Genomic DNA, 20,688 nt, shown 5'->3' on the forward strand with positions numbered 1-20,688 from the left:
TGGCGATCCGTATGCCTACGCGGAGTGGCGACGTTGCCGGGCAGGGCTGGACTACTACGTCGAGGTGTATGGCCACTTCTACTCGGTGCCTTACCACCTGATGCGCGAGGTGATCGAGGCCCGCATCTCCGACCAGACCATCGAGCTGTATCACCAGAACAACCGTGTCGCCTCGACCATCGCGCCGCCCGCGGTCTCGACCGTGCGCTGTTCCAGAAGCTGACAAACGGCGAAAGGATCGAGCGCCACCAGGATCTGCTCGTCACCGGGCCGACCGGCACCGGAAAGACCTGATTGTCTTGCGCCCTGGGTCACCGCGCCTGCCGCGACAACCGCTCCGTGCTGTATCAGCGGGTGCCGCGGCTGCTGGAGGCGCTCGGCATCGCCCGCGGCGACGGCCGCTACGCCCGCATGCTGAAAAGCCTAGCCCGGGTGCAACTGTTGATCCTGGACGACTGGGCGATCACCCCGCTGACCGCCGAACAACGGCGCGACCTGATGGAAATCGTCGACGACCGGCACGACCGGGCTTCCACCATCATCACCAGCCAGGTGCCCGTGGAGCTTTGACACGAGCACATCGGCAATCCCCCCATTGCCGACGCTGTGCTGGACAGGCTGGTGCACGGTGCCCACCGCCTCGAACTGAAAGGAGAGAGCATGCGAAAGCTGAAAGCCGCCAAAGCCAGACTTGACGAAGCGGCCATCCAGTAGCCCAACTTCACCCGCTCGCGACACGCACTGCTACCCGGCTGGGATCATCGGAATACCCGGCTGGCGTCGATTGGGTCAGGTGGCTGGTTTCAATCGGAAACCGATGACTGCAATCGTCGGAATACGCAGCCATGCTCCGACCGATCCGGCAGAGCGCTTCGCGCAAGCCTGTCTCGCTTATGGTTGTTGCGCCAGCGCCCTGGCGAAGAAGTCCTCGCTGCCGAAGTTTCCGGACTTCAACGCGACCGCAAGCGGCTTCGCGTTCGTCGCGTACGTCCAGGGCACACCGGTATCAATGCTGGGGCCGATCACCAGGGCCTCGACACCGAGAGCGTGTACCACGGCCCCGGAGGTCTCGCCGCCGGCAACTACGAAACGCGTCACGCCGTGGCGATGGAGCTCGACCGCAATCCGGCCAAGCGTTGCCTCGATTCTGTCCACAGCGCCGGCGCCATACCCACGTAGGATTGCCTGGACGTTCTCTGAGGTTTCGCTGGCATAGATCAGAATGGGCTTGGAGCCCAGGCGGCGGCTGGCCCACGCCATCACCTCATCGACCGGATCTCTTCCGTCCAGTAAGGCTGCGACATCAAGCTTGTAGCTCGCGGCGTCGGGCACTGATTTGAAATATGCGATCTGTCCCAGGGTCGCCCGCGAACAGGATCCCGCGAGAACTGCACTCGGACCTGCGAACCGGCGGAGCTCGCCGGGGTCCCGGTTTGGCGTGAAGCGTCCCTGACGGGCTAGGCTGTCGGGAATACCAAGGGCGATGCCCGAACTTCCGCTCACGAGTACGAGATCGGCGGTAGCCAGGCCGATGTCGATTAGGTGACGCTCGCTGAGCGCATCGACGACGACATGTCGGACACCTGCCCGTCTTGCCGCGGCGATGGCATCGGCGATTGCAGGCGCGCCCTGCGAGACGATTTCGTGACATACAAGCGAAACGTCACCGCTCGCCTGGCGCCGCAGCAGCCGCGGCAGGTTGCTGTCGGTCATCGGCGTGATCGGGTGATGCCGCATTCCCGATTCCGATAGCAGATCCGAGCCGACGAAGAGGTGTCCCTGGTAGACCGTACGGCCGTTGTTCGGAAAAGCCGGGCAGTGGACCGTGAGATCCGCGCCCAGCGCGTTGAGCAGGGCGTCCGCCACTGGACCGATATTGCCGCGATCTGTCGAATCGAAAGTAGAACAATATTTGAAGATCAGCTTTCCGGCTCCGAGCGAGCGGAGCCACGTGGCGGCCTCGACGGACTGTCCCACCGCGAGTTCGGGTTCGATACTTCGGCTCTTCAGCGCGACGACGATCGCGTCCACCGGAGGCAGCGCCAGATGGTTGCCGGGCAAGCCGATCGTCTGCACGACGCGCATCCCGCTCTCGCGCAGAGTACTGGCAAGATCCGTCGCGCCGGTCAGGTCGTCCGCGATCGCACCAAGAAGAATCATCGTCGTCCTACTTCGATAGTTTCGGTCGCGCGGGCTACCGGCGTTACGGCACGTTGCCGACAAGTAGCTTCATCTTTCGAACGGCGCTGTCCGGCGCGGTCAGCGGCTCGAAGCCGAGCTTCTCGGCCACGGCCGTTCTTGCTCGGGCCATGGAGAATTGCGTCAGCATGACACTGTCGAAGCCGCGCAGCCGTTCCGACGCCTGCGCAAGCAGCCGATCGTGGGCAATGGCGTCGCCGTCCCGTAGGGCTTGCAGCGCTTCGGGAACGCAGACCACTTCCGGCTTTATCGGTTGGCTCACCCACGTATCGGCTTCAACCAGTTCGCGGATCAATCCATCAACCGATGGCGCGAAGGTAGCCATAAAACCGATCCGGCCGCCCTTCACCCTCGCCTCGTCGAACATGGCCTCGTTCGGGCGCAGGATTGGCAGGTCGGACCGGGATGCTGCGGCCCGGATAGCCGCGCCGAACGCCGAACAGGTGAAGAGGATGCCGGCGCTGCCCAGGGTTTCCGCGTAGCGGGAGAGCAGAAGGATCCGCTGCGCGATGTCGCCAGTGAGACTGCCGCGGCGGTCGAGATCGGTCGGAAGCGAGTCGTCCATGACGTTGGCCAAATCGACCTCGGGCCACAACCGGCGGAATGCGTCCGCAATCGGCTCCATTGCGACCGGCGTCGCGTGGATCAGCGCAATACGTGTCATCCCCGACGTCCCTCCTGCGCCGCGTCCGCGTCAAACGAGAACAGGGACGCGGGATTGTCGACCAGGACCAGGTCGCGGGTCCGGGAGTCGGGGATCCATGTGCCGAGAAGGTCGAACAGGGACAGGTCGTCGATCTTGAGGAACGGATTCACGTCCGTGGGGCTGATTTTAGGCGGACGCTTGCCGTTGGTGTGCGGCCAGTCGCTTCCCCACAGCAGCCGGTCGCTGCGGGTCTGCACCAAGCCCTGCACCAGGCCCTCTAGACGGAAATAATCCCCGCCGGGGCCCATCGCATAATAGGGCGCGGACAGCTTCACGTAGCAGCTTCCCTGGCGGACGAGCTGGAACAGCGTTTCGAGCTGGCGTTCGTCGTCGGTTCCGGGCACGTATCCGGCGAAATGGTCCAGCGCAATCGTGCAGGGTAGGACGGCGAAGCCATCGGCCAGCGCCAGCACAGTCCGGAACGGTAGCAGGGTTTGAATATGCCATCCCAAGCCCGCCACGCGGGAGGCGGCGTGGCGGAACGACTCGAGCAGCCCGCGAGCGTCGTCCAGGCCGTGTTTCGGATTGAGCCTGATGCCCCGGACTCCGGCCGCCCGCATCGTCTCAAGCGTCGCGTCGGTAACGGCATTGTCGATCACCGCGATGCCGCGCCCGGTTCGGCCGAGCTGGCCGAGCGCGTCGAGCAGACAGCGATTGTCTGTCCCGTAGAAGCTCGGCTGGATCAGTACAGAACGCTGAATGCGCATTTCGACGTGCATCGCCTCCAGCGCCCGCAACGGCGCTTCGGGCGGGGTGTAGGTCCGGGTCGGCGACATCGGGTAGCGTTGCGGATCGCCAATGACGTGCTGGTGGCTATCGCAGGCCTGCTCCGGCACCGCGAAATTTGGTCCATCCATGACGGCGGCGTTCGATCGGGAATCACCGTTGGCAGGTTTAATTCCACCGGCCATGCCCATGGTCATGAGGAGCTGACGTCGGAACATCACCGTCTCGCCTTCGTCGCCTTGCCGCCGTAGCGGGCGTTAACCGTGGGCAGCATCAGACTGAGTATCCCGGATAGGCCTACGATGAAGGCGAGCACGCCGAGGCCGGTCGTGAAGGAGCCAGTCGCATGCTTTAGCCAGCCCATCGTCAGCGGCCCGAGAAAGCCGCCGAACGCTCCGACGGAGCTGATGAAGGCGAGGCCACCGGCCGCGCCGCGCCCTTGCAGGATTTGCGGCGGGATCGACCAGAAGATGCCGCGGGTAGAAGTCACGCCGATGATCGCGAGCGTAAGGCCCAGCAGCGAGATCGCAGCGTCGTGGAACCAGACGGAGATCAGCAGGCCGATCGTGGCTAGGCAGCAGGTCGCAGCGAGATTGAGGATCCGCTTGCCGCTGCGGTCGGACGCGGTCGCCCAAAGGATCGTCGCCAAGCATCCCAGCGCGTAGGGCACCGCAGAAGCGAGGCCGATCTGCGTCAGCGTCATGTGGTGCTGCTTGAGGATCAGCGGCAGCCAGATGCCCACGGCATAGGCTCCGAGCGTGAAGCAGAGCTGGATGGCGGCGAGAAGCAGCACCCGCGGATCCCTCAGCACGGCGCCGAAGCTGTGCGACGCGTCGCGTCGGGGCTCAGCCTCGATCGCGGCCGTCACCATCGCCTGCTCCCCTCGGTCGAGCCATCCGGCCTGGTCGGGTCGTTCCTTCAGGACTAACAGCACCGCGACGCCAAGAATGATTGCCGGAAGCCCTTCGACGATGAACAGCCATTGCCAACCTCTCAACCCCCAAGTTCCATTAAGCGATAGGATGCCGACAGAAAGCGGGCCTGCCACGACCGCGGACAGCGGGATCGCCATCTGGAACCATGCCAGGATCCGCCCCTGGTAGCGCGACGGAAACCAGGCCATGAAGAAGAACATCACCCCCGGATTAAATCCCGCCTCTGCGACGCCCAGCAGGAAGCGCAAGCCGTAAAAACTCTTCGGTCCGACCGACAGCGCGGTCGCAGCCGAAAGCAATCCCCAGGTGATCATGATGCGCGACAGCCAGAGCCTAGCGCCAACCCGATACTGGACGAGGCTGCTGGGAACCTCGAACAGGCAGTAGCCGAAGAACAGTACGCCGGCGCCCCAGCCGAAGGCGACGTCGGACAGACCGAGGTCGCGGTTCATGCTGAGCGCCGCAAACCCGACATTCGTGCGATCAATGTAGTTGACGAGGAAGCATAGCGTTAGCAGCGGCACGAAGCGCCAGGCAATCCTGCGGAACGTCGCGCGCTCGGCTCGTTTGTATTCAGGAATGGACCGCGTTGCCGGCTCGGCTATGCGTGCTACTGCCATGTCTCGCATCTCACACTCGGGGATCGTTTGTCGCGGCGCAGCGGATCGGGGTCGGCGGGAGCCGCTTGCCGCGGGATCAGCCCCATCCCACTACAGCCCCGCGTGCACCGCTCGCGCGACCGACGCCGTGTTCCCCTTGCCCCCCAAGTCGCCTGTACGGCTCGCAGCGTTGGCGAGAGCGGCATCGATCGCGCGATCAATCGTGTCGGCGGCATCGACGTAGCGCGGCTGCTCTCGGGTCGAACCCAGGTGCCGCAGCAGCATCGCCGCGGACAGTATGAGGCCGACGGGGTTGGCGATTCCGCGGCCCGCGATGTCGGGAGCGGAGCCATGGCCGGCATTAGCGGCTGCATGGACGTCGCCCACGTTCAGCGCGGCGGCCATACCGAGCCCGCCTGCCAGGGCGTTTGCTTGGTTCGAGAGGATGTCGCCGAACATGTTGGTGGTCAGGATCACGTCGAAAGCCTCGGGCCGCGAGTACAGGTCGGCCGCTATCGCGTCGATGTCGATCTCGCGCAAGGCCACGTCCGGGTAGCGTTCCGCCACCGCCTCGACCTCGCGCATAAACAGCCCGTCGGTCACCTGCATGACGTGGCGCTTGCCGACCATCGTGACGTGCTTTCGGCGCTGCATTGCGGTCCTGAACGCGACCTCGGCGATACGCCTGGAGGCGGTGGCGGTGATCAACCGCAGCGACAACGCGGAGTCGTGGGTGGGCATGAACTCCCCGTATCCGTGGAATAGGTTACGATCGGCATAGAAACCTTCAGTGTTTTCCCGGACGATGACGCAGTCCAGTCCGGGTACGGCGCGCGGCACGCCCGGCCGCGAGCGTGCCGGGCGGATGTTGGCGTACAAGTCGAGCTGCTTTCGGATCGTGCCGGGAATGTTGCGGCCGCCCTCGGCGACCGGTGGATACGCGCTCATGCCGGCCGGTCCGAGCAGAACGCCATCGGCGGCCTTCGCGTCGGCAATGACGTCGTCGGAGAGCGTGGTGCCGGTCTTCTTGTGGCTCGCCATCCCGACTACATGATTTGTGAACTCGAGCCCGAGATCGAACTTGGCATTCACCGTTTGGAGCACGTCCAATGTCGCCTCGGTGATTTCCGGTCCAATGTCGTCGCCAGGTAATACAGAGATCTTCATGACGGTCCTCTTAATTGTTCCCGTTTTAGCAACGTTGCCTGTCCGGTTCGCATAGCGGCGCCGATACCGTTGCGGCCCTCGGCATGGTTCTTACGACCGGTGCTCGCGCGAACGATGCAGACCGGACTGTCGGTGGCGACGAGATGGCGCATTTCTAGTGATTCGTATCTGTCGTCCCGGAAGCCGAACACGGACACGCCATCTGAGAGTTCATTCGCCACCAGAAGGTGATTCGCCACACTGTCGAAAAGGGCGAACCTGGGTCCGTGGCCGCCGCTTGTGATCCACCGCACAGACGCCAATGCTCCGTCCTGCGGATGGAAGGCGGCAACCATGATGCTGTCGTGGCCGCGATTGGTGACGTAGACCGTGCCACCATCAGGAGACAAAAGGACCTCGGCCGCCGTGTTCTTGATCGTCACGTTTGGTGGCAGAGTTGAGTATGGTGCGGCCAGCGTCAGCCGGCCGCTCGTGAGGTCGCGCCGGTATATTCCTACCTGCGACGACAGTTCGTAGGAGACGAAGGCGAACTTGCCTGTAGGATGAAACGCGATATGCCGCGGTCCGCTGCCGGCGGCAGTCTCGAGCTCATGCAACAAATGGAACGAAGGGCGCGCTGGATTGAAGACGAGCGTGTAAATACGGTCGCTGCCCTTGTCGGGAACATATAGATAACGGCCTTGCGGATCGAAACTTATCTGATGCGGATGCGGTGACGTCTGCTCGATAGGATTTGGGCCCTGCGGTGCATCGAATTCCAGCAAAGCGGTCGGCGGCGAGATCCGGCCGTCGCCATCGATCGGCAGCGCCGCGATTGATCCGGTGGCGTAGTTCGCGACCAGCATGAAGCGGTTGTCGAGACTGGGCAAAATGTAGACCGGATTTCTACCGTCCGTGCCGGCGCTGTTGAGGAACATCAACATGCCATCAGGTCCGATTCGGTAGGCGGAAATGCTGGTTCCATCGCCGTGCACAGCGTACAGGAACCGCTCGGTCCGATCCGTGCAGAGAAAGGACGGATTGTCTGGACCAGTTGTTATCGACATCAGCCGCCAGCTACCGTCGTGCTCCAGAACGTAGGTGGATATCCCCTTGCCGTGTGCCCCGCGCGCGCGACTGGTTCTGCAACCCACAAAGGCGAGTTCCACCCGCAGCATGCCTGCCGACATAGGCGGCTCAGCTCGTGCTTCGCCGGGCGGGATCCAGGGTCTCGATCCCAGAATCGCGAGGCCGGCGACCTTGAGAATGCTGCGTCGTGCAAGGTTCATCGGACATTCACCCCTGAGCCGTCTGGCGCTAACTCCGCGAGTGGGCGGGAAGGTTTTGACCTGAGCCCCATCGAGGCGGCTTCCTCATTCAAGGCGTCCAATCAGGGCGCCGCGAGAAACGCGATCCCGGTCTGAAGCCGTGTCAGACTTATTAAACCGGAAGTCCGATTGTATCAATACACTATTATATACAAACTGTCTGTTGAGGGTCAGCCGGTTTGGTGGCTCAGCGCGGCGTCCGATCTTGTGAACAAGAGATTGAGGAAGGGTTTACCGTATGCTAGATTTTTCAATACGGAGGCCAGGTGGAACGCGAAGAGAGAAGCTTGGGTGGCTCTGGGTCGAGTAAGTTGCCATCCCGTCTTGCTGCCCAAATCATTGAAAGGACCCGTCATCTGGGGCTGTCGGCCGGAGCGCATCTAAAGGAACAGGAACTGGCGGACGCCCTGCGTGTGTCGCGAACGCCCGTCCGGTTGGCCCTAAACGTCCTGGCCTCCATGGACCTCATCGAGAACCGGCCTAATCGCGGCTTCTTCCTCAAGCATCCTGCCGAGCCGCAGCGAGGCGTTCCAGGGCTCAAGCCGGCGCCGGACGGCGCCGCCGAGGACTTGCTCTATCTCCAGATATCAGACGACAGGCTGACCGGCCGCATTCCAGTCCGGGTGCTTGAGACCGAGGTGGCACGCCGTTATGGTGCGACGCGCGCAAGGATCGCTCGAATTTTCGCCAGGATGGCCGAGGAAGGGTGGCTGACCCGTCTTCCCGGCCATGGATGGGAGTTCCAGGCGACGCTCACCTCGCCGAGCGCCTATGACCAGAGCTACCAGTTTCGCATGCTGATCGAGCCCGCGGCGCTTCGCGAGGCGGAATATCGCCTCGGACCTAGCGCCATTGAAGAGTCCCGAACGCGACAGAAGGCGATGCTGGAGGGGGGTATCGAGCACTGGTCGCGCTCCGAGACGTTTGCCGCGAACGCGGGCTTCCACGAAACCATAGTATCCGGATCCAACAACCCGTTCCTGCTGGAGGCGCTTCGGCGGGTAAACCGGCTGCGCCGGCTGCTGGAATACCGGATGCATCGCAACCGGGCGCGGCTGGTGCAGGAATGCCAGGAGCATCTCACGTTGCTCGACCTGATCGAGAAGGGAGATACTTCTGCGGCGGCGGATTTCCTCTACGTCCATCTCGCACGGGCGCGCGTGGAGAAGGTCGGTATCGCCGCCGTTGCCGAGAAGCTGACCGAGGAAGCGCCCCCGCCGGACCAAAAGCGGCGGTACGGCGCGAAACGGATGCCGCCCATCGGCTAGAACGCCGCATGTATTTTGAATCCTAGGACGAAGGCATTGGGGATATTCCTCTGGGCATTCGGGTGGATTACATACATGGCGTCGGGTTGGAAGTTCAGTCCCTGGGCGATGCGAATGTCGTAAAACACTTCGACGAGCTTCTCGCGGGTCTGGATCCCTGTCGCTCCATTCGCGAGCGATCGATGTCGAGCCATCTGCACTTCTTGCGTCTGCGTCAATAGAGGACTGAAGTCTGCGTAGGTGAACGCGAGTCCAGCGCCGTCGCGCGGGCGGGCAGAGAGGAAACCCCGATCAACCAGGGCCGCGTAGGCGGAGGTTCCGTAGGTCGCCGTGGTCGCGTCGTTGCCGGCCACGCCGCACAAGAGGGTCAGACCGCTGTTAGGCGTCGGGCGATGATGCAGCAGCATCTGGTCGGCGGTGACCCACCATTGCGTCTCGCCGTGATCCACGCGCGCCTGCTTGCCGGTCAGCGCGATCGCCGAGCCGTTCATGTCGTAGTAGAGATCTTTGTGCGGCGCGTTGTTGTAGGCGAAGCCGACCTTGTAGTGGCCTGGGAGCTGGCCCCGGCCGATGACCGGCTCGTAACCCAGCTCGACCGGAAACTCCTCGCCGACGATATCCGAGGAGTCGAACTTCCATCCGCTCCGGTAGAAATATGGGTTGCTCAGACCACTTTCGTAGGAGAACAGGCCGAACTGCAGATAGATCGAGGTCGTGGGCCGAATGCGGACCCGCGAGCCCCAGGTCGGGTTCGGATAAGTCGTGAAACCAGAGGCGCTGTTGCTGAGCGCACGCGGATTGCCGCAGAACCCCTTGCTCATGAAGCTGCAATAGAGAGGAGACGAGGCGAAGTCGAAGCCCACGGGATAGCGGCCGACCAGAAGGTCGAGCCGACCGTGCGCGAAGGTTTCCTGCGCCCAGACCGCGGTCAGATGCGCGACAACATTGCCACCGTTGGTCGTGTTTAGATCCTGCGGCCGCAGGAAAGTATCGCCGTAGCCGCGGCCGGTGTTGCCGCCCTCGCGGTTGGTGATGATTAGGTGCGTCGTCAGGCCGCTGATAGCGGCCAGCTTGTTCCAATCGATGTCGTTCTCGAAGCCTATCTGGTTGGCGGCCGCGGCCGTCTGCCTGGTTCCTCCGGACACGTTTCCAGCGAACTCCACGCGTGCGTCCAGCAGGAAGGCGATGCCTTCGTCCTGGAGCCGGCGGCGGAAATCGGGCCAGACGCCAATCATGCCGTCGGTTTTGGGCAATAGCGGGGTCGTGAAGAACGGCAGGTTTGGCTGGAGCGGGGTCGCAACGTCTATACTCGGTCCGGAAGAGAAGCCGACATTCGAGGTCTGCGCGCGAGCCTCCCAACCGGCCGACAGGAAGCCGAGCGAGATCAGCACGGCCAACCGTCGCCTCCGGCAAATGCTGGCGAGGCGCCTTGTCGCTCGGCGGACGTCCGCCGCGGAGGATGACAAGACAGAGCTGCACTCGGCAATCCGCAGCCCATCGACCGAACGCGCAAGTGGCGAGGCCACTCGCACGGAGTAAAGGGCGCCATGACGATGCGCCCTTCCCTTACGTGGATGTCTCTCACCGATCGAGAGGTGGTCCGATCCGATCATGCCGAAGGCCATTCCGGTCGGCGCAGTTTCTCCAGCGTGCAGATCATCCTCCTCTCGCGGCGCTTGTCGCGCTCGTTCCCGCCCGAAGCATCCTAGCCCGGCCTCAGAGGATTGTATCAAAGCCGCGTTTTGTGCAATATGAATGTGGCCTAGCAAGGCATGTGTGGTCACGGGCAGCCAGCTTATCTTCGCGGCCACCCTTGGAACGGTATACGACGAAACAATCCTGCCCCGGCGGTTTTGGATCCGAGCCTGAGGAAAACCGAATGACTACTATGAGCCTCGATCACATCCATCTGCGCGGTCATGATCCGGAGGTCGTAGCGGAGTTCCTTCACCAGCACTTCGGTAGCGAGATCGTCGAACCCTTGAGGTGCGCGGCTCGCCGCGAATGGTTCTGCGACTCAGTGCCGTGAAGCTGTTCGTCGAGGGCCCCACGGAAGCCATGCCTTGCGCGTCGGCCATGCCGTTCCGCGGTGTCGAGCATCTTCGTGCGGGTAGCGGATATCGAGGCGCAAGTCGCGCGTCTGGCGCGCAACGGTGTGGATTTAAATATGCTGATCCAGGACTTCCGTCCTGGGATAAGGACTGCGTACGCGGAGGCGCGCGACCGGATTGTGTTAGAAGTGGATCAACGCTCAAGCGCGGGTCTATCTGCTTAGTGACTGGTACGCGCCATGCCCGTAGTTTATCGAACGGTCGAGGTCGTATGAAACCTCTGCACCATCCATCCCATAAATTATGGAAAACGGGACGGTTAAGACCAGTCAGCGCCGCTAACCTTGTAGCTGCCAGAGGTACATCAGCAAGCCTGTGGCGCGATCAACGCCTCAGAACGGCGCCATGAACATGTATTGGATCGGTCGCCGGTCCGCGATGTCCAGCTTGCAGCAGCGCCAATGAAAGCTCAAACGATCTCTACCCTAATTGGACAGCGGCGGGTTCTGCTACAAATTTCCGATTAAGAAAGAAAGCCTGAGAATGATTGACTAGACCAGATGTTCGCCTAAGAAAGGGTGACCCGTCTTGCAATATGCAGGCTAACGAGGGGGTTATGTCGCAAGTTTTTGGAATGGTTGAGCTGGTCTTGGGACTTGTGGACTGGACTATTCTGCGAGCGAGTAGAACTGCTGTGCTGGACGCAGCTTTCCTGTCGAGTGCAGCTGGCCCTTGCGGATCATGTGCATGATCTCGATGCCAGCCAGGGTGATCCGTGCTGACCAGAAGCTCTTGAAGCTCAGCATCGGCCTGGTCATTCGTTTGATCGCCCGGTGATCTTGTTCGACGATGTTGTTGAGAAACTTGATCCGGCGGATCTCGATGGTGGCATCATGCTCGGTGTTGTAGCTCTCGATCGCCGCGGTGTTGGCGCCACTCTTGTCGATGGTGATCTTCCGGGGAACACCATGCCGGCCAGCAGCCTTGCGCAGGAACCGCAGCGCCGCCTTGCGATCGCGTCGCGCGGTCAGCAAGAAGTCTACCGTGGCACCGGCCTTGTCGACGGCACGATACAGATACGTCCACACGCCCTTGATGCGCACGTAGGTCTCGTCCATCCGCCAACTACCGCCGACCGGGCGCTTACGTGCCAGGAACGCATCCTCCAACTTCGGGACATACTTGAGCACCCAGCGATGCAGCGTCGAGTGGTCAACCTCGACGCCTCGCTCGGCCATCATCTCCTCGATCTGGCGGTAGCTCAGCGGATAAGCCACATACCAACGCACGCCCCACAGGATAACGTCACGCTCGAAGTGGCTGCCCTTGAACTCGATCGCCATCATCCACCCGACCCGAACCAAGCTCAAATCTTATACCAGATCGTAGCCATCCGAAAATTGCGACAGAACCATTCGTCGAGCATGTCTGATATTCGACGGTTCATGCAGCCGCACCTTTCCGCTCTTCGGGAGGTGCTACCCCGCCCGATGGTTCAATTCTTACGCCTTCTGCTTCAAAGGCCCGTTGAAGTGCTGCACGCGTGCTTTGATTTGGCGCGCTCTGCTCGCCCTCAAAGCGAATTATTGTGGTCTTACTAACTTGGGACTTTGCAGCCAGCTCGGCGGTCGTCCAGTGCAGACACGCTCGAGCCATTCGGCATTGGGCTGACGTTAACATAACGCTACCGTAGGTGTCGCGTTGTACCAGGGCAAGCACAATTTTGTTTGGTAACGAAAGAGATTTCTAATGCCTCAAAAAGAGAGAATCTACTTTTTGATTTTATTTGTGGGCGCTGTAGAGCCGTGGGCAGAGGAAGGATCGAGCTTTCGATCCTTTCGGTGCGCTTTGCGCACTGTCCACGGCTTCGCAGCCGCAAACTACCTGTAAGAGACATATTTGTAGGAGCTAAATGTACAGTTACTTGCTGGTAGCGTCGAATCCGAGAGTTCGTAGATCTGATCACGAACGCCACAGGATACACGCGGTCATTTCCGCCACAGGATACACGCGTTTCCGCCATAGGATACACGCGTTCGCGCCACAGGATACACGTGGACGGTTTCGCGTTTCCTAGAGTTACCGCGTTGATCTATAGGGGTTTTTATGACTTGCCATAGGATACACGTGGATAACTCATTATATTCACAACCTTATGGATAGCCCAGAGGTCCGGGATCAATCCGCCACAGGATACACGTGGATAACCGCGACGATGGGCGATGAGGTGTGCGAGCGGTCTGGTCTCGATCCGCCACAGGATACACGTGGATAACCCTTCGCTATTTCTAGCTGAGTCCTCCCGGCTGACTCAGCGTCAATCCGCCACAGGATACACGCGATAACCCTCGGCTGTTCCTGGCTGAGCCCTCTCGGCTGATTCAACCTCAACCCGCCACAGGATACACGTGGATAACTCCCAGCTTTCCCTTGGAGTTAAGTCGCGGCGGCTTCTCTGGGCTCAATCCGCCACAGGATACACGTGGATAACTGCCCGCCTCCACTTGGGGGTTAAGTCCCGGCGGGCAGTCTCGGCTCAATCCGCCACAGGATACACGCGGTTAACCCAATGTATTTGCAAGACTATGGGTTTCTGTGATGGGACTCCAGACCCTCGAATGGTTCTACGACTTCCGACGTTTATCGCGCAGGTTGCTGACCCGCCGTCGGCTGGTGATGTGCGGCGTCATCCGGCGCTGGCGCAGGGCGTGCACGAAGCTCGTCACGTTGTAGCCCTTGTCGGTTTCCAGGGTGATCCGTCGCGGCCAGAGCCAGCCCACTAGAACCAGGGCCTCATGCCCGCTCGGCCGTGCCGGTGGCGTGCGTTAGGAAGCCGTACGCCACCATGCCGTTCGTGATCTCCACAATCATTACCTTAAAGCATCTTGGACAAGATGCTTTAAGGTATCTTGTCCTAGCGCTTTTTCCAGCGCCTTCGATCTTTAACCAAATCAACTTCTTCCAACCTGTATCCATCTTTGCCAAGTGCCAGGAGAATGAGGTACGTCTTTGTCACTCCGAGTTCTGCTGCCTTGATGGATAACTGCTTGTCGAGGTAGTCGGGCGAGTCAAAGCGCACGCTGACCAAAGGGGCGGCTGGAGGCAGAGGCACTTCTTTGGGGGCAATCTGGGTTGATGAGCCCCACGTCTCGCCGATTTCCTTCGCCCTCGCCGTCACCGCCTCATCGGGCAGATCCTCCCGGGGTTTTAGGTCAAACGTAATCTTCTTAGATGGCTGCCGGATGTCGTCGCTAATCGACGGTAGCTTTGTGCTCATGCCGCAGCTTCTGACAGCGAGGCGATGCGCGTGAGCAGTTCGCCTGCGAATGCGGTGACGTTTGCAGCAGCACTGCTGCTGGGATCCACCTGGCGAGGAACTTTCCCAGTGATGTGTATCTCCCGGAACGCCGCTCTTTCCATAATCTGGGTTCGCAAGATGGGCACCTGCCCTTCGGCTTCTACGCTTTCTCGCACGTGCCGAGCCGATCGGCTCTCGAAGCCAGACAGCACACGGGTCCACAATATTGCGCGCGCAATCGGAGTTCTAGCGAGCTCTTGCGCATCATCGATCTGAGCGATGGTCTTCATCGCGGCGCGGACGTCGGGAAGCGACGCTTGGCTAGGCACCAGCACAAAGTGTGAGCGATGCAGCGCCTTCAGCGCTAAAGTTGATGACCCACCAGGCAAATCGACAATAACGACCTCGTTCTCAGCTTCAGCCTTTCGAAGCATGGTCAAAATGTTGTCCTCACGAACGTCACCAAGCACGGTCAGCCCAACGATGTCCGCCTTGAGACCGAACGCGACAGCCTGTTGGTTCAAGTCAGCGTCAACCAACGCCACCTTATAACCGTCCAGGGCCAGCTCCGCTGCGAACAAGATCGCGCTGGTGGTTTTCGAAACGCCGCCTTTGTCGCTGGCAATTGAGATCGTCGCCATGATGCCTTCCAAGCTTGCTGCTTTAAAGCATCGTAGCTTTAACGCTTCCTAGCTTCAAGCGAATTAAGCATCTTGTACAAGTTGCCTAATCGCCTTGACGCTTTATCGCCTTGTGTGAAGTGCTGCAGCAGGGAACCTCCCGCTTTCAAACCTATTCTCTGCACCGAACAACGACCCGGGAAAACGGGTTTGCGGAGCATGCTGCAGCCCTGGAGCGCGCTCTATTAGAGGTTATGGCCAAGAAGCATCTTTGCTTTGATGCGTTAATGCTTTCCTGCGGTGATGAATGAAAGCTCCATACTGACGGCTGTGGAGCGACAAATTTTCTGGGCTAGAAGGCATTACTGCCTTGATGCTCGGTCAGGAATTCGAAGCCGCGATCAGGCGACCAATAGTTGAGGCGCAACCCTGGCGATTGGAAGATCCCTGTCCACGGTGGTTGACTGTGTTGCCAGGATTGGTGAAACGGCCTTCACAAGACACCCGCGAGAGGGTGCCCGTCGAACGGGTCGCCCATCTCGAGATACTCGTCCAGTACAGCGTAGCTCTTATGCCGGCCGTGCTGCTTCAGCCTGGTCGGGTGCACCCCGCGTTCCATGCCCTCGGTGAGTGCGCCGCGCTTCAGGCTGTGACCGCCCAGGACGCCAGGATCGAAACCAACCGCCTCGGATCGCATCTGGATGATCCGGGCCACCGTACGGGGATCGATTGCCCGGCTGCCCAGGATCTGGCTGCGTGCAGACGTCTGGTCATGTCCCCCGCCGGCCGGCGGCTGCCACACTCTCCGGAATACCGCGCCTTCGCGGATCCCGGCCGCCCCCATCCAGCGATACACCGCCTTTACCGGACAGTAGGCCGTCGTGCCCGTCGGAATGGCGATGGTCACACTGGTGCCGGCCCGCACGCCCTTAGAGCGTGGCAGGGTCAACTGCAGGCCGCCGGCGCGGGGCTCGAGGTGCTCCACGCGGATGGCGGCAAGCTCCGAGCGTCGCAGGGCGCCGGCGAAGCCGATTAGCAGCAGCGCCCGGTCGCGCAGGCCGACCAGGTCGTTGCCGATCGGCTCGAGGATGCGGATGAGGACGGCGAGCGTCGCGGCCGCCTTCTTGCGTGGGTGCTCGCCGGCGAGGCCGGCGGCGCGGCGGATCCCGGCGATGGTCTCGGTCACCCGCGCATGCTGGGTCGGTAGCGGGACACCAGCCAGATGGTGCAGGTAGCGGATCGAGGCACTGCGCAGCTTGATGGTGGTAACCGAGCAGCCGCGGCCGCGCTCGGACGCCAGGAAGGCGACGATGTCTTCCGGCTGGGCCGGCAAAGCCTTCAGGGCATGGGTATCGCACCAGTCGCACCAAGCGCGGACGCCGGCACGATAGGCGCGTCTTGTGTTCGTGGCTTTGGCCTGGCGCGCGTAGGCATCCGCAGCGCGGCGTGCGGTGGCGAGCGTGCCATCGTGCAGTGGCACCACGGCGTCGGCGGCGTCATCGAACCAGGCGCAGATCAGGGCCGGCGGACGTTTCAGCGGCGCCGGCCGCAGGTCGATTGCCGTCTCAAGCTCGGGGTCAGGCCCCAGCAGGAGCCAGGATTCGGCCTCGTCGGCTGGCTGGGTCAGGGTGCATCTCCGGCAACGCTGGATCGGACGTTGATCGGTTGATCTTAGCAAATTCCCTATGCCCGACAACTACTGTTATCGGGCATACGGAGGTTCGCAAGCCCATATTTGTGCGCAGCAGAAATAATAAGGCTTATTGAACCTTAAGGGGCGGTTAAGGTAAATTATCCCCGGTTCCGGGGTGAGAAAGCAAGTAGATGAGACTGCTCGATCCTCTGATCCCCATGATCGAGGCGCCGTCGCGGCACCGCATGCCGGCAGCTCTGGCCTTTGCTGCGGCGGCCGTCGCACGTCTGGACCAGGTGGTGACCGGGCACCCGCTGTGCGGCGCTTTCCTCTATCGAACCCGTCTGGAAGCCGTTCGCCGACAAGCGGCGGTTGACGGTCACAGCATCGATCCTTGGCATCTGGCCGCTGTTATCGAAGGGCTACGTCCCCGCATCGACCAGTCGCTCGAGCCTTACGACCGTGGCAGCCTGATCGACGCCGCCCGGTATGCCTTCGACGGATATCAATGGCTGGTCAGGCCGACCTTCGAGCAAGAAGACGCAATCCGGACAGCCGGCCTCTCGTTCCCGCTTGTGACGGAAGCGGCGACGCTCCTGGCCGGCGCATCAGCGCTGCATTCCTGGCTTGAGGCGGGGGGCACCCGGCAAGCAGGACGGGCCGCCCTGCTGCGCTTCTGGATGCAGCAAAAGATCATGCGTGTGCCGGTGCCGTTGACTGCGGCAGCCTCACTCGGTGCTGACGTGCCGTGGGCGCGAGAAGCCTGGATCCCGATTTTTCTGGATACCCTTGCCGCCGAGGCAGGGGAGGGACTGCAACTTCTGATGACCATGGAACGTGCCTGGTGCGATGCACGCCAAGCGGTTGCCGGTGGACGACGTCATTCCCGGGCCGGTTTGGCGGTGGACCTTCTCGCCGCATGCCCGGTGATGTCGGCAACCTCACTCGCCTGCGGTCTCGACATGGCTGTGAAGAACGCGGCTCAGCTGCTTGACCGCTTTCTTGCTGAAGGGCTGGTGGTCGAAGTGACTCATCGGCACAAGCGCCGACTGTTTGGGTTGAAGGCGCTGACGCCGCTGCGAGAAGGTACTGCACCCCCGCGCCGTCCTGAGCCCGGTCGAAATCGCGGACGACCCCGACGTCAGCGCAAAGACGAATCCGACGAGGTGGCAATGCCTGCCCCTGTCCTCGTGCTCGATCCATTCCAGAGACGTGCCGTTGATTACTCCGGTTTGGAAGCAGCGATGGCCTATGCGGACAAAGCCATCGACCGGGCGCAACGAATGCTGAAATCATTGGAAGAAAACTAGATCTTCCTGAACAAGACCGGTTGCCCTCTGTCCCGTCACCCGCCACATTGGCGATCGTGCTGGACACGGCGCAGCAACCGCTTCGAACTGCACCGCTCGTTGAGCGCACCCAAGGGGGTGGGAATCCTCTCCCGCCGCAGATCTAGTTTCACGAAAAACTTACACCGTTGTGCCAAGGGATCCACGATCCTCAGCCGGCGATCGTGTTCCAAGCCTTATAAGGCGTTAGCAATATCCCCGGCATTATCCAGGACATCCGCTAGCTGGGATGGGAGGACAAGCGCGTCTCTTTGTTCTTGCCTTGTCCATAGTTAGTGCGCTTAAGTTTTCTTAATGAAACACGGTGAGATAGCGTCGATGGCATGGGAAGCGGATGTCGTCTGCCTTTAGTTTTCGAACAATGCTCAGATTTCCAAAGACCTTACGGTTGGGGGGGTGTTGTGTCCGTTGCTTTAAGGGCAGCCGGATTTTTCTCTTTTAAACTGCCGCTTCGAGAGGTGAACCATTGGCTTCGTGTCGGGTGAGGAATTTGGTGCCAACGCATAAGATCTTGAAGGCACGTGAAGTCGCTCATATAAGTTTCGGGGATATTATAGTATCGCGCGTTCGTGACCGGGTTTCAGATGGAGATACGGCTGTGGCATCACCCATTGATGACGGCTCAGATAAGCATCTGGATCAAGCGGCCAATCTTACCGATACATCTACAGCTTCTGCCTTACTAGAAACCTGTCAGCCGATTACGCACGCGGAGATTACAGAAAAGCTGAAGGACAGCGGGAAAGTCCGAAGCGTCATCCTTGAGGCACAGGATGATAGCAAGCAGCCAAAATATGCGGTTTTCCTCCTGACAAATTGGCGCAAAGGATACTGCGTACTCCACGTCTATTGGCCGGCTAGAGCACGGCTGTTTCGAGATTTGGATCGACTGCTTGTGCTGCTGAGATTCGAATATGGGTTTACTGGTACAATCGCACTCAAACGCGCGAGTGATGTTTCGGAAGGGAAGCGGCACTGGCGCGTGACCCTTTAGTTCAAATCCGAGGACCGACTTGAGACGCCTGCAATCATAACCGCCTGACCTGCCTCGCGGATGGCCTGGCGCACATGGAGTAAGACCGCGATGCGTGAGAGCACAAACCAGGACGGCCGTAAGGTGGGAAATTTGGGCGGCTACAACACGTCGCTGCTGAGCGACTGTGACGAACTTGTTGGTCTCATCGCCGCAAGCAATTCGATCGATGGCCCGTACAACAGCATTGAGGCAAAACGCGGCTCAGAGACAGACCATGATCTAGCCCAGGTGCAGCAATCCAGGCTTATTGACCGCCTTGAAGCACTGGCTTTGCAGATCACGGACAGAGTAGCCGTAAGCGAGAACGAGATCGAAGGAAAGACTCAGGCCCTTAATGCACTGGCGAGTGTGGATGCCTGGGAACGAGACTCGTTGCTCGCGTTACGTCGGTCAATCGATCGCGACAGGGTAGATGTCGTCAAGGTTCTCCACTCCCCGTTACCGACCCGCCCACAGCCTAGTTGGGTAAGTCGATGCTTCGGCTTGGGGCGTCGGCATTCTGGCTGAATATGCAACCTTAGCTGATCCCCGTTCGCACCACTGAGCCATAAGCTCTCCACGGTCTTGATGGTGGAGGGTTTATGCGTTCAGTTCTTCTAGCGACCACCTTGGTCGTCTTTCCCCTGGTGGCGATGGCGCAGTCACATTGCGCATTGCCTGGGCCAAGCTCATCGGCGCTCGAGCCTACGATACAGCTACCGCCGGCGATTACCGTTGGCGGACAGCCGGTTCCATTGATGCCGACGGCAGGCGGGGGTGGTATCATTCCCCCTGCATCGACCGTCATTCACGCCGATCTGGGGATGACCGACGCGGCCAGCCCGCTGCCCAGTGCCGCGATAGCCTCGGGCAAGACCCTACATCCGACGATGACCGCGGACGAAATCAAGCAACTTCCAGTCTTGGTGCATATTGCGACGGCCGGTGCGAGCCTGTTCGACCTGGGGTCATCGCATGGGCTGCGGACGATCTACGCCCGCAATGGCGGACAGGTCATGGTGTTCGAGGTGACGCCGGATGGCCAGGCCACAGTGGCGGGGCTGATGACGGACATCTCGGTCGAGCAGTTGCAGATGATGGGTGCGGCCGATGTTACCGAGCTGCCGAGCCTGCATGGCCTTCGAGGCTTCTTTCTGCACAACGGCGCGCATTATCAGGTGTTCTATGCCAGTCCGGATCGTCAGCGGGTGATCCCTGGCGTGATGTGGGATGCTGGTGGCAAAAACCTGACGCAGGATCAGATCGCCGCGATCCCCGGCACCGTGCCCACGGTGACGATCGGCGACACGTCAGCGGACACCACGGGCACAACTACTGCGGCGCCGATCCTCGGCGGGCCGGCGCTGCTCGCGGTTGCCCAGGGAACCACGCATGGCAGCATCGGAAACCCCTCAGCACCCGAGTTGTGGATGTTCATCGATCCGCAATGCTCCTTCTCGGTGCGCGCGATGCAACAGCTCGAGCCCGCCATCGCAGCGGGGAAGGTGCGGCTGAACCTCATCCCGCTGTCGTTCCTGGATGCCGAAGACAATGGGCTGAGCACGCGCAATGCGCTGAGCCTGGTCAGTGAGCCGACCGACCGCATGGTCACCGCTTGGGAGACAGGCCGCTCCACGGGTGCGGCAGTACCGAATGCCGGCGCCCGGTTAGGGGCGAACATGGCAGCGGCGGCATCCATTCAGCTCAAGGGAACGCCAACCTTCGTCTGGCGGAAAATGGATGGAACGGTCGGCCGCCTGGATGGCGTGCCGCCGGACGTCAACGCGCTGATCGCCTCGGTCGGGAGTTAGGGCC

General features: G+C 61.1%; 18 protein-coding genes and 1 pseudogene. 7 read left to right on the forward strand and 12 right to left on the reverse strand.

Going from position 1 to position 20,688, the window contains the following annotated elements:
- Window positions 1-46: 46 nt before the first annotated feature.
- Together HN018_RS29535 and HN018_RS23170 are read left to right on the forward strand one after the other, a co-directional pair.
- Window positions 47-223, forward strand: a complete 177-nt coding sequence (locus tag HN018_RS29535) for a Mu transposase domain-containing protein (protein WP_408886832.1) — start codon at window positions 47-49, stop codon at window positions 221-223.
- Window positions 172-714 (forward strand): annotated as a pseudogene (locus HN018_RS23170) (ATP-binding protein); the annotation flags it as partial. The gene HN018_RS29535 and the pseudogene HN018_RS23170, both read left to right, overlap by 52 nt.
- A gap of 177 nt (window positions 715-891) precedes the next feature.
- Here HN018_RS23170 and otnK read toward each other — a convergent pair.
- The 6 genes from otnK to HN018_RS23200 all read right to left on the reverse strand — a co-directional run bounded on the left by otnK (window position 892) and on the right by HN018_RS23200 (window position 7,600).
- Window positions 892-2,160 carry a 3-oxo-tetronate kinase gene (gene otnK, locus HN018_RS23175; RefSeq protein WP_171836054.1) on the reverse strand — a complete coding sequence of 423 codons (1,269 nt, stop codon included), beginning with the start codon at window positions 2,158-2,160 and terminating at the stop codon, window positions 892-894.
- A gap of 43 nt (window positions 2,161-2,203) precedes the next feature.
- Complete coding sequence (locus HN018_RS23180) at window positions 2,204-2,863, reverse strand: arylsulfatase (RefSeq protein WP_171836055.1); 660 nt, start codon at window positions 2,861-2,863, stop codon at window positions 2,204-2,206.
- A complete protein-coding gene (locus HN018_RS23185) occupies window positions 2,860-3,762 on the reverse strand; it encodes an amidohydrolase family protein (protein WP_171836056.1) in 903 nt (300 codons plus the stop codon). Before HN018_RS23185 ends, HN018_RS23180 begins: the two co-directional genes overlap by 4 nt.
- A gap of 86 nt (window positions 3,763-3,848) precedes the next feature.
- On the reverse strand, window positions 3,849-5,186 hold the full coding sequence (locus HN018_RS23190) for an MFS transporter (protein ID WP_239479375.1): 1,338 nt from the start codon (window positions 5,184-5,186) through the stop codon (window positions 3,849-3,851).
- A 90-nt stretch (window positions 5,187-5,276) separates the two neighbouring features.
- Window positions 5,277-6,332, reverse strand: a complete 1,056-nt coding sequence (locus HN018_RS23195; protein ID WP_171836058.1) for an isocitrate/isopropylmalate dehydrogenase family protein — start codon at window positions 6,330-6,332, stop codon at window positions 5,277-5,279.
- Entirely contained in the window at window positions 6,329-7,600 is a 1,272-nt protein-coding gene (locus HN018_RS23200) for a lactonase family protein (protein WP_171836059.1), read from the reverse strand. The genes HN018_RS23195 and HN018_RS23200 overlap by 4 nt, the downstream gene beginning before the upstream one ends.
- Before the next feature lie 305 nt (window positions 7,601-7,905).
- Here HN018_RS23200 and HN018_RS23205 point away from each other — a divergent pair, with 305 nt between their 5' ends.
- Window positions 7,906-8,907: a GntR family transcriptional regulator gene (locus HN018_RS23205; protein WP_172443551.1), complete on the forward strand. Its 1,002-nt coding sequence runs from the start codon at window positions 7,906-7,908 to the stop codon at window positions 8,905-8,907.
- Here HN018_RS23205 and HN018_RS23210 read toward each other — a convergent pair.
- From HN018_RS23210 to HN018_RS23235, 6 genes are all read right to left on the reverse strand, one after another.
- Entirely contained in the window at window positions 8,904-10,718 is a 1,815-nt protein-coding gene (locus HN018_RS23210; RefSeq protein WP_172443552.1) for a carbohydrate porin, read from the reverse strand. The genes HN018_RS23205 and HN018_RS23210 overlap by 4 nt on opposite strands.
- A gap of 908 nt (window positions 10,719-11,626) precedes the next feature.
- Entirely contained in the window at window positions 11,627-12,301 is a 675-nt protein-coding gene (locus HN018_RS23215; protein WP_171837419.1) for an IS6 family transposase, read from the reverse strand.
- A 1,281-nt stretch (window positions 12,302-13,582) separates the two neighbouring features.
- On the reverse strand, window positions 13,583-13,738 hold the full coding sequence (locus HN018_RS23220) for a hypothetical protein (RefSeq protein ID WP_171833921.1): 156 nt from the start codon (window positions 13,736-13,738) through the stop codon (window positions 13,583-13,585).
- Window positions 13,739-13,872: 134 nt separating this feature from the next.
- Window positions 13,873-14,235 (reverse strand): hypothetical protein, encoded by a 363-nt coding sequence (locus HN018_RS23225; protein ID WP_171833920.1) that lies wholly within the window; start codon window positions 14,233-14,235, stop codon window positions 13,873-13,875.
- A complete protein-coding gene (locus HN018_RS23230) occupies window positions 14,232-14,897 on the reverse strand; it encodes a ParA family protein (RefSeq protein ID WP_171833919.1) in 666 nt (221 codons plus the stop codon). Before HN018_RS23230 ends, HN018_RS23225 begins: the two co-directional genes overlap by 4 nt.
- Before the next feature lie 472 nt (window positions 14,898-15,369).
- Window positions 15,370-16,554 (reverse strand): site-specific integrase, encoded by a 1,185-nt coding sequence (locus HN018_RS23235; RefSeq protein WP_239479376.1) that lies wholly within the window; start codon window positions 16,552-16,554, stop codon window positions 15,370-15,372.
- A 146-nt stretch (window positions 16,555-16,700) separates the two neighbouring features.
- On the opposite strand from HN018_RS23235, the gene HN018_RS23240 reads away from it, so the two are divergent.
- From HN018_RS23240 to HN018_RS23255, 4 genes are all read left to right on the forward strand, one after another.
- Complete coding sequence (locus HN018_RS23240) at window positions 16,701-17,819, forward strand: hypothetical protein (protein WP_239479377.1); 1,119 nt, start codon at window positions 16,701-16,703, stop codon at window positions 17,817-17,819.
- Between the two features lie 637 nt (window positions 17,820-18,456).
- Window positions 18,457-18,852, forward strand: a complete 396-nt coding sequence (locus tag HN018_RS23245; RefSeq protein ID WP_171833918.1) for a hypothetical protein — start codon at window positions 18,457-18,459, stop codon at window positions 18,850-18,852.
- 90 nt (window positions 18,853-18,942) lie between these two features.
- A complete protein-coding gene (locus tag HN018_RS23250; protein ID WP_171833917.1) occupies window positions 18,943-19,401 on the forward strand; it encodes a hypothetical protein in 459 nt (152 codons plus the stop codon).
- Between the two features lie 296 nt (window positions 19,402-19,697).
- The gene (locus HN018_RS23255) at window positions 19,698-20,684 is read left to right on the forward strand and encodes a hypothetical protein (RefSeq protein ID WP_171833916.1); all 987 of its coding nucleotides are present in this window, start codon (window positions 19,698-19,700) and stop codon (window positions 20,682-20,684) included.
- Window positions 20,685-20,688: the final 4 nt, after the last annotated feature.

This window comes from Lichenicola cladoniae, from assembly GCF_013201075.1.
In the GTDB taxonomy this organism is placed as follows: Bacteria; Pseudomonadota; Alphaproteobacteria; order Acetobacterales; family Acetobacteraceae; genus Lichenicola; species Lichenicola cladoniae.